Annotated in this window: 11 protein-coding genes; 9 read left to right on the top strand and 2 right to left on the bottom strand. The window is 41.8% G+C overall.

The genetic code is table 11. The features are described from left to right. Positions 1-70: 70 nt before the first annotated feature. Together MKX35_RS24910 and MKX35_RS24905 are read right to left on the bottom strand one after the other, a co-directional pair. A complete protein-coding gene (locus MKX35_RS24910; RefSeq protein WP_341044450.1) occupies positions 71-274 on the bottom strand; it encodes a hypothetical protein in 204 nt (67 codons plus the stop codon). 233 nt (positions 275-507) lie between these two features. Further along, positions 508-2853, bottom strand: a complete 2346-nt coding sequence (locus tag MKX35_RS24905; RefSeq protein WP_042186641.1) for a helix-turn-helix domain-containing protein — start codon at positions 2851-2853, stop codon at positions 508-510. A gap of 179 nt (positions 2854-3032) precedes the next feature. On the opposite strand from MKX35_RS24905, the gene MKX35_RS24900 reads away from it, so the two are divergent. The 9 genes from MKX35_RS24900 (at position 3033) to MKX35_RS24860 (ending at position 13913) form a co-directional block, all read left to right on the top strand. Further along, complete coding sequence (locus MKX35_RS24900) at positions 3033-4550, top strand: extracellular solute-binding protein (protein WP_076300821.1); 1518 nt, start codon at positions 3033-3035, stop codon at positions 4548-4550. A 183-nt stretch (positions 4551-4733) separates the two neighbouring features. After that, positions 4734-6296, top strand: a complete 1563-nt coding sequence (locus MKX35_RS24895) for an extracellular solute-binding protein (protein WP_042186645.1) — start codon at positions 4734-4736, stop codon at positions 6294-6296. Positions 6297-6400: 104 nt separating this feature from the next. Beyond that, a complete protein-coding gene (locus tag MKX35_RS24890; protein ID WP_042186647.1) occupies positions 6401-7369 on the top strand; it encodes an ABC transporter permease in 969 nt (322 codons plus the stop codon). Positions 7370-7390: 21 nt separating this feature from the next. Then, the gene (locus MKX35_RS24885) at positions 7391-8266 is read left to right on the top strand and encodes a carbohydrate ABC transporter permease (RefSeq protein ID WP_042186649.1); all 876 of its coding nucleotides are present in this window, start codon (positions 7391-7393) and stop codon (positions 8264-8266) included. 41 nt (positions 8267-8307) lie between these two features. Beyond that, positions 8308-9411: a glycoside hydrolase family 88/105 protein gene (locus MKX35_RS24880; RefSeq protein ID WP_076300822.1), complete on the top strand. Its 1104-nt coding sequence runs from the start codon at positions 8308-8310 to the stop codon at positions 9409-9411. Between the two features lie 110 nt (positions 9412-9521). Continuing rightward, on the top strand, positions 9522-10643 hold the full coding sequence (locus MKX35_RS24875) for a glycoside hydrolase family 88/105 protein (protein ID WP_076300823.1): 1122 nt from the start codon (positions 9522-9524) through the stop codon (positions 10641-10643). 22 nt (positions 10644-10665) lie between these two features. After that, positions 10666-12027 (top strand): glycoside hydrolase family 28 protein, encoded by a 1362-nt coding sequence (locus tag MKX35_RS24870; protein ID WP_076300824.1) that lies wholly within the window; start codon positions 10666-10668, stop codon positions 12025-12027. An 11-nt stretch (positions 12028-12038) separates the two neighbouring features. Next, positions 12039-12929 (top strand): dienelactone hydrolase family protein, encoded by an 891-nt coding sequence (locus tag MKX35_RS24865; protein ID WP_076300825.1) that lies wholly within the window; start codon positions 12039-12041, stop codon positions 12927-12929. 27 nt (positions 12930-12956) lie between these two features. Then, entirely contained in the window at positions 12957-13913 is a 957-nt protein-coding gene (locus MKX35_RS24860; protein ID WP_076300826.1) for a pectinesterase family protein, read from the top strand. Positions 13914-14137 lie beyond the last annotated feature (224 nt).

Raw genomic sequence — 14137 nt, 5'->3', positions numbered from 1 at the left:
TGGTGTTTACTTAGCCATTTCTCAGAAAGGGAAAGCCATTGCTGGCAATGAGGATGTTCTTTAGCAAGCCCTAAACCATGCCGTCCTTCTTCTCCACAAGAACGCTGGCATCATTTACTGTAGTCCATATAAAAGTTGGAGGTGTTAGAGAAGTCATCTGTGATTCTGAGGAGTAGGCGTGAAGCTCAGCTTGTGTTGGGCGGTCTCCCAGGCGTTGCAAGAGGATAAAGGGTGAGTAGTGAGATTTCCAGAGAGAGCTCGGTTTGTTCTGCATGGTTGGAATGTACACGAAAGCTCAACATTATGTTCCAATTCCTCCTTAAAAGGCGATATGCACACGTTAACATATTTCGAAAAAAAAGAGAGACTCTTTTTTGTGAAAATATAAGAAAGTATAAGTTTCACACGATACTTTATGTCTTATATTTCTCGCTTAAACGCTTGCCGTCCATATTAGGACGCCGAAGGCGTTTATGCTTGTTCCACCTGAACAACAGTTCTCTCTTTTTACATTGATTCGTCAAAGGTGGATTTAAGTTTTGTGCCAGCGTTGTGATCCCGGTATTGTCCGGGTGTCATGCCCTCCTGCTTACGGAAAGAGCGAATGAAGTTCTGAGAGTTGTTATATCTTAATTTGGCTGCAATATCTTTAATGGGCATATCAGTTTCCTTCAGCCATTTTTTCGCCATTTTAAATCGGTACATCGTTAAATATTCGCTGAAATAGTACTGGGTCTCCTTACGGAAGACGCTGCTGATATAGTTGGCATTATAATGCAGACGTGAAGCACATTCTTCTAAAGTAAGGTCTGTATCGTAATCATGTTGTATCAAATCGATGATCTTCTCTGAGATGTTGTGGTATTGAGCATTTTGTCTGCTGTTAAAAATCTTGATCATCGGATAAATGACCATGCTCCAGAACCAATCTTCAATCTCCGTTACAGTATGGAGGTCATGCAGCTCCTCAAATATGGAACCATTAGCATGATAAATTTGATTTAAGCTAATACCGGATTCCTGCATCATAATGAGTAAATTATTGAGTAAGCGCGTCAACGGGATCTGGTATTCCTGTGGTGAAAGCTCATGAGCAAAGATAGATTTGAAGAGCAAATGAATGAGTTCCTTTGCTTTATCTGTTTCAGCTAATTTGATAGCGTCCAGTAAGTCATTTTCTTTATGAGTAGGGTAGTTCAAATTCAGATAGTGCTTGCCAGAGTTAATATTTTCATACTGGATAATGACACCTTTACCAAGTTTGATCCGATGCTTCAGTGCTTCGAGTCCCTCTCTGTAAGCCGTGGATAATTTATCGAAGGTGTTGAAGGGAAGGCTCAGACCAATGCTCACCTGAAGCTTTAGGTAGTTGTTTATTTCCTGCTGCAGCTTCTCCGTTAATGAATATAATGTCTTGTGAAAAGACTCGGTATCACTGTCTGGACTCCCCAATAAGACGACTACTGCATGATCCATAATTACAGGTGCCAGTCGTTGTTCAGGGCAGACTAACTCTTCGATTATATTGTGGGCAGCGAATAATAAGAGATTAAGATCTTTTTTCTCATAGCTGGAATCATCGGCAAAATCAATCGACAACGTAATCACAGCCATCGTCTTCCATTCTTCGAGCTGCTTATGGTAGCCGAATTGTTCCAGCTCTTCATGCAGATCGCGCTTCTTAACGTTGCCATGGAAAGCATTGATTAGGAAGAAGGTACGCACCTGTTGGATATGCTGACGGACTTCTTTTTCAAGCTGTGATTTGGATTGGAATAAAGAATGAACTTGTTCTCCAATAATCTGAAATTCATTCGTGTGTCTGGATTTAATGTCCGGTTTGCGTTGGCCCATTTGATTGAGTAGTCTTTCAATGGGAGTGTACATCCGTCTTGAACCGATCCATGCCAAGAGAATAGACAATAGAAGCATAAAGCTACACACGAATATCGTAAACAGGCTAATTTTTTTGGATTCTTTCGTTAAACTTTCCATGGATGTAACCGAAAGATAGACCCAGCCATTCATCTGAGAGCGCATGTAAGTGACGGAGTAATCCTTCTTGTGGATCCTGGTCTTAAACTGACCTGAAAGTTTAGATGGATTAGTAATGAAAGAATCTTCTGTAAATCCGCCTTCTTTCATTGGTTTCCCGATCAAGTTGCGGTCCGGATGGAGCAGGAATCGACCTGTCTTATCCAGAACGATAATATCATCGAGTGGCTGTACATCCGAGTTAATGAAATCCTGAAGACTGCAGACAGGAATATTAGCTAAGGCAAGCCCATATTTTTGCAGCTTATTGGTTGGGAGTTTCTTGATAAGACTAATGCTGTAGTTACAGCCTGTGACGTTAATGCTTTCCTCACTGTAAAATATGGAGGACGGGTTCAGGATCCACGAGGTATCTTCGGCAATATTCATCAGGTTGGTGAGCTGCGCATGGTCCTTGTACTCATTTAAGCGATAAACACCAGAATTTTTGATCATCCAATTTTGCTGCTGATTTAATAAGATGACATCTTCCAGCTTCGTATCGAAGGACTGCATATTGCGAATTTCGTTTCTTAAATCATTGTATAAAATGAAATCGGTTTCATTTAAAGGGTTGTTTAGTGCTTTTTTTAATACACTAGAATTGATCACTTGGTTTAATGTTTGATTGACAGTTGTTAACTTATGTTCTACATTTGAGGTGATTTGTAAGATTAATTCCATTTTGCTGTTGTTAACGTTTTTTTGAATTTCTTTTGAAGATGTGAAATATGAAAAAGAACCGATGAACAATACAGGCAGCGTGCTAATTACAAAGGCAAACATCGTTAGCTTACTTAGAAAGCTTAATGGTCTCACGGGACTCAGCACCTTTACTTATGTAGAAGTAGACACTTGATCTAAGTGTATGTAACTTGGTATGAAATAACAATAATCATCTCGTTCTGTGATAATCATTAGCTCTAATTATGCTTATAAATTGTAAAATTTTCAAGATATAGAGTGATAATCCTTACAATACCTAGGAGGCCACAGAAATGTTTAAAGTATCTATGGGTAAAAGGGCAACGCTGTATTTCTGCTTATTTACCATGCTCGTCTTCTCTTTTTTAAGCGCTTGCAACGATAAGGAATCTGCCGAAGCCGGCCCAGTAGTATCTTCCCCTAGCATCTCAATTTTGGCACCCCTTCATTTTCCACAACAGCCTTCGAAAGAGATTATGGCAGAGATCGAAAAACTGACAGGTGTGAAGCTCGATATAAGGTGGGTTCCAGAGGGGGTCTACACGGATAAGATGAACACGGCGCTTACGACCAATTCCCTGGGAAAGGTCACATTTGTAAAATTCTCAGACTACAATCTGGTGAAAAATGCTATTCGTTCGGATGCCTTTTGGGAGATCGGCCCCTATCTTCAGGAGTTCTCCAATCTAAAACAACTGAACCCCGCTATTCTTAAGCAGACTTCTGTAGATAGTAAGATCTATGGCCTATATACGGAACGCCCCTCTTCCAGACAGGGGGTGATTATTCGTAAGGATTGGCTCGACAATCTCCATTTAAGTAATCCACAAACACTGGATGAACTGTATGAAGTTATGAGGCAATTTACATACAACGATCCAGATCAGAATGGCAAACAGGATACCTTCGGATTAGTTGATCGAAATGATCTTGTGTATGGGGTATTCAAGACATTAAGTTCGTATTTTGGCACCCCGAATAATTGGAAACTAGAGAATCATCAATTCGTTCCTGAATTTGTGACCGCTGAGTATATGAACACCATGAATTTCATGAAGAAATTATATGATGAGAAAATTATTAATCAGGATTTCGCCTTAACGAGCAAAGAAGTACAACGTGATAAGTTCATTAATGGTATTGCTGGTGTATTTATTGGCAGTATGACAGATGTAAAGCGGCTGTCTATTGAAGCTCAGAATTTGAATCCAAAGGCAGAACTTACGTTAATCAATCGGATCGAAGGGCCTGAAGGATATAAGGTGTGGTCGATACCCAATTATAATGGACTCTATCTCTTCTCCAAAAAAGCCATTGCTACGGAGGATGAACTCCTCGAGGTACTCGAATTCTTTGATCGAACCATGGATAAAGATGTAGCGAATATAATGATGTATGGGTTTGAAGGGCGCCATTATAAGCTTGAGGGAGGAAAAATCATTCTTCCCGAGGAAACCTCAGAACTGCGGGTGCAAGAAGTAAATCCGTTATATTCTTTGATGATTGCAGATATTAGTAATAAGAACATTATGGAGGTGGCTCAGAAGGAGCAATTGACCTCACTTGCGGATCAGCTAAGTAAAGATAATGAATCTTTTCTGGTCGACGATCCGACCGTGTCTTTAAGCTCATCCACCTATGATGAGAAAAATGTGGAATTGTCTACAATCATTGTGGATGCTACGTACAATTACATACTAGGCAATATAACCGCTGAGGGATTCCAGAAGGAAGTTGAGAAATGGAGAGCTAGCGGAGGAGATCAGATTATTAAGGAATATGGTGAGGCTGAGCTTGGGATAGAAAAGTAAATAGGTTAGATAATCTTTGATCCACTGCGGATGACGCGGTGGATTTTTTTGTGTTATCACCATAATCATTTGCTCAGATCCCTTTAAGAACGGGCCTTTATGGGGAAATGATTGTTTTCGTAACCTTGCCGACGATGTAACGTGGAACTCGTAACCAATACAAATTATGGAGGTCAAAATGGTATGAAGAAGAAATCCTTCACCATGTTGTTGACGGCACTGTTAGCGTTCAGCACATTGTTAGCTGGATGTGGTGGTAACAACAACAATCAAGCAAGTTCTGAAACTGCAAGTGGTGAGAGCACTGCTAAGCCGGTTGAGACAGAAGCACCTAAAGAAGAAGTGAAAGCAGGACCAACAGAAATTAAGATTATGCTTCCGTTAAATATTCCAGAGACCCCGCCTGATACGATTAAGCTTGAACTTGAAAAATTGACCAACACGAAGCTGACCTATCAATTTTTCCCGGCTGATACTTATGAAGAAAAACTTAATTCATCTTTTGCAACCGGCTCACTGCCGCAAGTGACGTACTTGAAGAATCAGACAACCTTCATTCAGATGAAAGAAGCGATAAAAGACGGACAATTCTGGGAAATAGGTCCGCTATTAAGCGAGTTTCCTAATTTGAGTAAATTGAAACCAGAAATTCTGAATAACACGAAAGTGGACGGCAAGCTGTACACCTTATATATCGGCCGCCCTCTAGCACGTCAAGGTATCATTTACAGAAAAGACTGGGCTGATAAATTAGGACTTGCTGCACCAGCAAATGTAGATGAATTATTCGAAATGGCTAAGGCCTTCACGGAACAAGATCCAGACGGTAATGGACAGAAAGATACTACAGGTATTATTGACCGTAATGAGTTGACCTATGGAGCTTTCAAAACTGTCTCTTCTTGGTTCGGAACACCGAACACCTGGGGAGAGAAGGATGGAAAATTAGCGCCTGAATTTACATTCGATGAATATTTCGACACGATGGACTTCTTCAAAAAAGCTCGTGATGGCGGATACATTAATCAAGATTTCGCTGCTACCAGTAAAACAGATGCTGTAAATATGTTTAAGGCTGGAAAGGGTGGACTCTATATTGGGGGCTCCATGCAAGATATTGATTCCCTCAATAAAGATACTATTAAGAATAACCCTGATGCTGTTTTGGATGCGCATAGTATGGTTGCAAGTCCAGATGGAAAGTATGCTCAATGGATGATTCCAGGCTATAACAATGTTGTCTTGTTCCCAAAATCTGCTGTAAAGGATGAGGCAGAACTCAAGAAGATTCTTGCTTTCTTTGATCAAATGATGACCCCAGAAGTAGCTAATTTGATGTATTGGGGAATCGAGGGTACTCACTATACCGTTGAAGACGGTAAAGCGAAAGCTACAGATGACAAAGAATTGATTGAACGTGAAGTAAAAGGATATAAGGACAGCGTTATCGGCGAAGCTGAAACCAATGGAATGTACGAGAACTATAACACGCTGCCAGGAAGAATTCATGCGGATCAATTGGTTCTTGAGAATGTCAAGGTGGGGGTACCAGATCCAACAGCTGCGATGGATTCGGCTACGTACACAGAAAAAGGTGTCGAGCTTCAACAGATTATTACCGATGCAACTTATAAATATATCTATGGACAGATCGACAAAGCAGGGTTCGAAAAAGAAGTTGAGAACTGGAAGAACCGTGGCGGAGCTAAGATTATTGATGAGTACAACGCATTGTATAAGAAATAAAACCTAGCTGAAAAGGTTGTTGATTTTGTTTCAACAACCTTTTCTCTTCATAGTCACATGGAGAAATAAAGAGTTTGAATAAAGAAGGAGAAAGGAAGAGAATCATGCAGGAACTCACCGCACAGCCCAGTCCAGCTCCACAAATAAAGCGTGAGACTTACAAGAGCAGCAGTGAACTTAAAAAGCGTCTGTGGAGAAATAAATGGCTCTACGTCATGCTAACACCGGGAGTGCTATATTTTATTATTTTTAAATATTTTCCTATGTACGGACTAATTATCGCCTTTCAAGATTACAAACCTTATCAAGGAATAACAGGCAGTAACTGGGTAGGAATGAAGCATTTCAGCAGGTTGTTCACAGAGCCGGATTTCTTAAATATTTTAGTGAACACACTTGTGCTTTTCGGATTAAACATTCTTATCTATTTCCCAATGCCGATTATTCTTGCCCTGATGTTAAATGAACTTCAAGGCAGCTTTTTCAAAAGAACCTTTCAGACGATCTTCTATTTGCCCCATTTTCTGTCGTTGGTTATCATCGTCTCCATTTCTTTTGTAATGGTTACGATGGATGGAGGAATTATCAACGAGCTACTTTCCTATTTCGGATTTGAAAAAATTAATTTCCTGCTGAATCCTGGATGGTTCAGGCCCATGTATATTATTCAGGTGATTTGGAGAGAAGCAGGCTGGGGAACGATTATTTATTTAGCTTCCATAGCTGCCATTGATCCAGGACTTTACGAAGCATCACGTATGGATGGAGCTGGACGACTCAGACAAGTCTGGCATATTACACTTCCAGCGATTAGAGGCGTAATTATCACATTATTTATTCTGAAAATTGGTTCCGTTCTGGATCTTGGATTTGAACATGTGTTTCTGCTGCTTAACTCCATGAATCGAGAAGTTGCGGAAATTATCGATACGTATGTATATACTGCTGGTCTGAGACAGGGGCAGTTTAGTTACAGTACAGCCATTGGATTCTTCAAATCAATTGTCGGCCTGATCATGGTTATGTTGGTGAATAAAGCATCTAAGAAAATGGGAGAAGAAGGCGTTTATTGATATGTTGTGGGAGGAATAGAAATGGTAGAAGATAAAACAATCAGTGGCAGAATTTTTTCTGCTATAAACTTCACGCTGCTTGCGATCATTGCTTTAATAACTGTGCTCCCCCTTGTTCACGTTGTAGCAGGCTCTTTCACAACGAGTGCAGAACTAGCTTCTAGTAAGTTTGTACTGATCCCAAAGGTATGGAGTCTGGAAGCATACAAGTTCATCTTTTCAACGAATACAATATTTAAAGCCATGGGTGTTTCCATTGGTGTTACGGCAGTCGGTACTTTCCTCAGTTTGTTTATAACTTCTTTGATGGCCTACGCTCTTACCAGAAGAGATCTGGACGGACGTAAAGTGGTTAACTTTATGGTTGTATTCACGATGCTCTTTCATGGTGGAATGATCCCAACCTTCCTCGTGGTAAAGGAATTGGGACTAATAGACAGTTATGCAGCGCTTATTCTTCCTTCAGCAATTAGTGCGTTTAACATGATCATTTTGAGAAATTTTTTCCAAAATATACCTGAAGGTCTGGAGGAGTCGGCCAAAATTGATGGTTGCAACGACTTCGGAATATTATTTCGAATTGTATTGCCATTATCCTTACCTGCGTTAGCGACTATCGGATTGTTCTATGCGGTTACGTATTGGAATACTTACATGAATGCGATTCTGTATTTGGATGATAGTTCGAAGTGGCCAATACAGGTTCTGCTCAGACAAATTGTTGTCCTTGCCAGCGGTATGGATCACAGCTCTACACTGGATACAACTGTTCCACCGCCAGACCAAACAATTAAAATGGCTGTTATCGTTGTTGCTACTTTACCAATAGTTTGTGTATATCCATTCATACAGAAGCATTTTGCCAAAGGTGCCATGTTAGGTTCTATGAAGGGCTAATAAGAGGAAGAGAGAGATTATTCTTTGGAAGGAGCTTGGAGATGACTGGCAGGATACCAACAACACCAATGGATTGGGCAAAAAAGGCATGCGATTCTTTAATGGATACTTACAGAGCGGGAGAGCTTCCTCCAGCACATCGTTGGCATTACCATCAAGGTGTATTTCTGTGTGGGATGGAGCTTTTGTGGAATGCTTATCAAGAAGACCGCTATATTAACTATATTCAGGAATACGTGGATGATTTGGTAGATGAATATGGTAACTTTTATTTCGCCCGCGATGAGCTGGATGCTGTTCAAGCTGGACAACTGCTGTTTAATCTTCATAAACGGACAGGTAAACTCAAGTATCGCATTGCTGCGGAGAAGCTGAGGAATTTATTGCTTACGTTAAACAAAACCTCTGAAGGTGGGTATTGGCATAAGGATAAATATGCTAACCAAATGTGGTTAGATGGGCTTTATATGGCAGGCGTATTCTCGTTAAAATATGCTAATGTCTATGGCGATCCTAGCTTGCGTGATACAGTTCTCCATCAAGAGATGTTAATGCGTAAGTATATGAAAGATGAGACAACCGGGTTATTGTATCATGCTTGGGACGAGAGCCGCCGGATGCCATGGTCAAACCCGGAAACAGGGTGCTCACCGGAATTCTGGAGCAGATCGCTGGGCTGGTATGGTCTCGCATTGTCGCAATTTCTTGATCTGTTGGCCGTCCAAGACCCAGCCCGAGCTGAATTATCTTCTACTTTACGTGATTTTGTTGATGCCCTTATTCGTTATCAAGATCCGGTAAGTGGACTTTGGTATCAGGTCGTAGATAAGGGGCATGAGCCGGATAATTGGCTGGAGACCTCAGGTTCATGTTTATTCGTCTACACGATTGCCAAAGCAGTGAAGCATGGCATTGTAAGCGATGTGGAAGTCGCTACAGCCGCGGCTAGAAAAGGGTATGAAGGGTTAATCCAAATCATTCAGTGGGATGAGCAGGATAGGTTGATTTTGCCGGACATTTGTATCGGTACTTCGGCTGGGGATTACGAGAGTTACGTCACTAGACCTAAAGTTAAAAATGATTTACATGGCGTAGGTGCGTTGGTGATGGCTTGTGTTGAGATGGAGAGCTTAATCCAAGGGTGATTCGATTGAATTCTTACTAGACAATGACTTGATTCTCTGGGACTGAGAATCAAGTCCTATTATTTTGTGGGAAAGTTATTCTTAAATTTAATGATAATCAGGGGGTTGGGATGAAGAGATCACATTGGGCAATCCGCACAGCAGACTCAATCATGGCGAGGACACCAAAGCTCTTTGAGGATAAAGGCTACAACGGAAGCTGGACGTATGACTATGGTGTCGTATTGAATGGATTTGAATGGCTTTGGAAGCAAACCGGTGATGCGAAGTATCTGCAATTTATTCAAGATCAGATGGATAACTTTATTCAGGAGGATGGCAGCGTTAAGGGTTATCGCCTAGATGAATACAATATCGATCACATTAACAACGGGAAATTATTATTTACGCTATATAAAGAAACCAAGCAGGAAAAATATAAACAAGCGGCTACCTTATTTAGAAAGCAGCTTGAGACACATCCGCGAACCTCGGAAGGTGCTTTTTGGCATAAAAATATTTATCCCTATCAAATCTGGTTAGATGGTCTTTATATGGGCGCGCCTTTCTATTTAGCCTACTTGCTAGCTTTTGAAGAAGGGCAGGGGCTTGAAGATGTTACGAAACAATTTATCTTGTGTGAGAAGCATACGAAGGATTCGGAAACTGGTCTGCTATATCATGCATGGGATGAACAGCGTCTTCAACCTTGGTGTGACCGCAAGACAGGATGCTCTCCAAACTTTTGGGCGCGTTCACTTGGCTGGTATCTTATGGCTTTAGTAGATGTTCTAGAGTTATTGCCGAGTGAGCATTCCGATTATCCAGAGCTGGTGCGTATTCTAAACGATACTTTATCAGCTGTGAAGAAATATCAGGATCCTGAATCTGGCGTCTGGTATCAAGTAGTGAATCTGGGGCAACGCAAAGGGAATTACTTTGAGGCTTCCGCTTCTAGCATGATTGTGTATGCTATGGCGAAAGGTATTCGATTAGGTGTATTAGAGGCTAGTTGGTACGAACCGTTAGATCTCGCCTTCCAAGGACTTATCTCAGAGTTTGTTCTTGAGACCAAAGAAGGATGGGTCAATCTAAATAAGAATTGCCAAGTAGCAGGGTTAGGTGGAGCAGATCAACGCGACGGCACGTTCGCTTATTACATTAGTGAGCCTATTGTCACTAACGACCAAAAGGGTGTCGGTGCTTTCTTGCAAGCCTGTGTGGAGTACGAACAATTAAGAGGCTGGATCTGATATAGAATAGGAGTGCTATAAAATGTCCGTATATAATATTGAGGATTTTGGGGCGCTTAAGAATAGCGGGATGTTAGCGACAGAGGCGATTGCGCATGCGATTGAAGCGGCAAGTGAGGCTGGTGGAGGAACCGTTTATGTGCCAGCAGGTACTTTCTATACGGGTGCGATTGTTATGAAAAGCAATATTGAATTAAATTTAAATCCAGGAGCGATTCTTTCATTCAGTACGAATCCGGTGAATTATCCTGCGGTGGAATGCAGATGGGAAGGGGTGAAGCAGCAGGTTCATACGCCTTGTATTCATGGCAAAGGTTTAGTCAATATATCGATCACCGGAAATGGAACTATTAATGGTAATGGCAAAGCATGGTGGGATGTATTTCGGAATCGTCGGGAAGAGCTCAAGTACCCCCGTCCGACTTTGATTGGATTTGATAGCTGTCAGCGGGTAACGATTAAGGATGTCTCGCTAGTGAATTCTCCAAGCTGGACCGTTAATCCTGTGGGCTGCTACAATGTGACGATTGATAATCTGTCTATTTTGAACCCGGCTGATTCTCCGAATACAGATGGTATTAATCCAGAATCTTGTACGAATGTTCGGATTAGTAACTGTAATATTGATGTAGGTGATGACTGCATTGCTATCAAAGCGGGAACTGAAGATACAAAAGAGCGCATTCCATGCGAGAATATTACGATCACCAATTGTACCATGGTTCATGGGCATGGGGGAGTTGTACTCGGAAGTGAAATGAGCGGAGATATTCGTAATGTAACCATTAGTAACTGTGTATTCAAACAAACCGATCGTGGCATACGAATGAAATCAAGACGTGGACGCGGAGGGACGATTGAAGATATTCGGATCAGTAATATTGTAATGGAAGACGTCATTTGTCCGTTCACACTAAATCTATACTATTTCTGTGGACCTCGCGGGAAAGAGAAGTATGTGTGGGACAAAAACCCTTATCCGATTACAGATGAAACGCCATGCTTTAGACGAATTCATTTCGCCAATATTACCGCACGTAATGTACATGCATCTGCGGGATTCTTATATGGACTTGCAGAGCAGTATGTATCGGAGATTACTTTTACAAATATTGATATCTCCATGGCCCGTAATGCAATTCCCGGGCATCCGGATATGATGACAGGGATCGAGAACATGAACAATCGCGGATTTTTTCTGGGCAATGCAAGGGATGTGCAATTTCATCAGGTGAGCATCGAGAATCATGAAGGGCCTGCTTTTTATATTGAAAATGGCGAAGCGATTGAGATCATGAATTGTCATTCGAAGAACACGAGCAAGCCTGAAAAACTAGTAGAACAAGTTACAGTTTCGCCCACAGAACAGAATGTGTGTCCGTAAGGGAGGGAACCATGGAGCGTGATAAACTGAAGGAACTGTTGGGCGATCTTCCGTCGGATAAGCCGATTGCCGTAACTGTGATGAACCAAGAGGAGCGGGACGGATATAGTCTGGTATCTCTTTTACTGGATCTTAATGGAATTGAACAGGTGCCGGCTTATGTGGCAATCCCTTTGGATAAGGAAGGGCCGTTTCCACTAGTTATCTTTAATCATTCTCATGGAGGGAATTACGCGAATGGACGTAACGAGTTTGTTCAGAGTAGTTCCTATTTGCAACAGCCCTCTTTTGCTAAAGTCTTAACAGAGATGGGTTACGCTGCTTGCTGTATCGACATGTGGGGATTTAATGAGCGTGGTGGCAGAACTGAGAGTGAGTTAGTGAAGGAAATGCTGTGGCAGGGGCAGGTCATGTGGGGCATGATGCTATATGACAATATTCGTATGCTAGATTACATGTGCCAACGTGAGGATATTGATACGTCACGAATCGCAACAATCGGTATGTCCATGGGTGGTTTGATGGCATGGTGGCTGGCTGCATTAGACGAACGAGTCGGGGTGATTGTCGATATTTGTGGTCAAGTAGATGCACATACCCTAATTGCGGTAAGAGGACTAGATCACCATGGTTACTATTCTTATGTGCCCGGGTTATTGAAGTATTTCACAACGCTCGATATTCAAAAGCGGATCGTTCCCCGCCCGCGAATGAGCCTAGTAGGCAGAAATGATCGGCTATGTCCCACTGAAGGAGTAGCACTCTTGGATAGAGGGCTGTCCGAAGCTTATCAAACGGCAGGGAAATCAGAACATTGGCAACCTGTCATTTCTAGTGGTGGGCATATGGAGACCTTGGAAATGCGGACTTTATGGCAGCAATTTTTGGCGAAGCATCTCTAAAATCCATAGAAAGGAACTTAGCCACCGATGCTAGTAGTAGGCAAAGAATCCTGTTGCGATTATCACACGATTCAAGAGGCGATAAATTCGCTAGAGCGTGAGCCAATTAGCCAAGCGGATACGCTCTATATTTTGTCAGGTGTCTACCATGAGACAGTTAGAATTTACCGTTCTAATCTTACGATCATTGGACTTGGAACCGTGGAAATAACCATGAATCGTTATGCCAAAGAGCGTGATGAAGCGGGTGAAGAAATCAATACGTTTGCTACACCAACGTTATTTCTGGGAGGTACCGACCTGGTCTTAGAGAACCTGGTGATTACCAACAGTGCTGGGCAGGGAGAACATATTGGTCAGGCGGTAGCCGTTTATGCACATTGCGACCAAACCGTGTTCAGACATTGTACCTTCAAAGGGTATCAAGACACGTTATTTACAGGACCTTTGCCGCCTGCTCCACGAGAGCGAGGGGCATTCGGAGGCATTCCACTGAGAGATCATCATATCCATTATCGCCAGTTGTATCAGCATTGTTATATAGAAGGAACGGTTGATTTTATTTTTGGCGGTGCAACGGCTTATTTCGATCAATGTGAGATCCGCAGTTTACGTCATTATGAAAACAATACAGGGTATATAACAGCTGCCTCCACACCCGAGGGACAGTCACATGGTTTTATTTTTAAAAATTGCTTCTTAACAGCAGTGCGTGATATTGCTCCGGTGTATCTAGGACGCCCTTGGCGCGAGTACGCTAAGACTGCATTTGTGGGTTGTCAGATGGGTTCGCATATTCATCCTTTGGGCTGGGACAACTGGAATAACTCAGCGAATGAGCAAACTGTAAGATATCAGGAGTTTGGCGTGAAGGATGCTGCTAATGTGCGAAAGCAACGTGTTCCCTGGGCGGATTGCTTTAAGGATGGGGAAGAAGCGCTAGATAAAGAGTTTGTTTTTCCTGGGACGGACTTTTGGAAGTAATACTGTAATTTTGACTAGTCTATAAAAAAGAGGCAGTCTTGGACGAGTGAAACAAAGTCCTAGGCTGCCGTTTTTTAATGAATGAGCGCTTTATCATTTATTCTTTTGTTTTCTTTCAATATATCTCCAAAAGTAATAGATCAACCAAAATACCATAGGAACTATTAAAACATAAGGCCTTTGGATTGCTGGAAGAATGTAAAATAAAAATAGCCCAATTATTA

Source organism: Paenibacillus sp. FSL R5-0923 (assembly GCF_038009145.1).
Classification (GTDB): Bacteria; Bacillota; Bacilli; order Paenibacillales; family Paenibacillaceae; genus Paenibacillus_AQ.
The sequence above is the reverse complement of the archived record's forward strand: the minus strand, read 5'-3'. Positions and strand labels throughout refer to the sequence as shown.

Bases quoted from the DNA above. Each gene is read 5' to 3' on its own strand.
- MKX35_RS24910 (WP_341044450.1), bottom strand. From the start codon at position 274: ATGCAGAACAAACCGAGCTCTCTCTGGAAATCTCACTACTCACCCTTT.
- MKX35_RS24900 (WP_076300821.1), top strand. From the start codon at position 3,033: ATGTTTAAAGTATCTATGGGTAAAAGGGCAACGCTGTATTTCTGCTTA.
- MKX35_RS24895 (WP_042186645.1), top strand. From the start codon at position 4,734: ATGAAGAAGAAATCCTTCACCATGTTGTTGACGGCACTGTTAGCGTTC.
- MKX35_RS24890 (WP_042186647.1), top strand. From the start codon at position 6,401: ATGCAGGAACTCACCGCACAGCCCAGTCCAGCTCCACAAATAAAGCGT.
- MKX35_RS24885 (WP_042186649.1), top strand. From the start codon at position 7,391: ATGGTAGAAGATAAAACAATCAGTGGCAGAATTTTTTCTGCTATAAAC.
- MKX35_RS24880 (WP_076300822.1), top strand. From the start codon at position 8,308: ATGACTGGCAGGATACCAACAACACCAATGGATTGGGCAAAAAAGGCA.
- MKX35_RS24875 (WP_076300823.1), top strand. From the start codon at position 9,522: ATGAAGAGATCACATTGGGCAATCCGCACAGCAGACTCAATCATGGCG.
- MKX35_RS24870 (WP_076300824.1), top strand. From the start codon at position 10,666: ATGTCCGTATATAATATTGAGGATTTTGGGGCGCTTAAGAATAGCGGG.
- MKX35_RS24865 (WP_076300825.1), top strand. From the start codon at position 12,039: ATGGAGCGTGATAAACTGAAGGAACTGTTGGGCGATCTTCCGTCGGAT.
- MKX35_RS24860 (WP_076300826.1), top strand. From the start codon at position 12,957: ATGCTAGTAGTAGGCAAAGAATCCTGTTGCGATTATCACACGATTCAA.